This is a genomic window from Chryseobacterium sp. SIMBA_028, assembly GCF_046535285.1.
Classification (GTDB): Bacteria; Bacteroidota; Bacteroidia; order Flavobacteriales; family Weeksellaceae; genus Chryseobacterium.
In genome coordinates, this window is record NZ_JAWRWZ010000559.1 from 1 (window position 1) to 254 (window position 254).

General features: G+C 38.2%; 1 pseudogene. It reads left to right on the forward strand.

Going from position 1 to position 254, the window contains the following annotated elements:
* Positions 1-254: pseudogene (locus tag SCA31_RS24490) on the forward strand (carbon-nitrogen hydrolase); the annotation flags it as partial.

The following is a 254-nucleotide window of genomic DNA, read 5'->3' on the forward strand; positions in this document are numbered from 1 at the left end:
CCCAAGGTCAAATTTGTATCACAGTAGATGGTAAATTGGCGGCGGTTGCACTTTCCATTATCGTGAATTATAATGAATTTGGGGATGATCATACCTATGTTGATATCACAGGAAATTATACTTTTAATACCCACTTATCAACAGGAGATGTTTTGTATGGAATAGAAGTTTTCGTTGATCCCGCATATCGCGAATTACGTCTGGGAAGAAGACTTTACGATGCCAGAAAAGAGCTTTGTGAACTGCTCAATCTT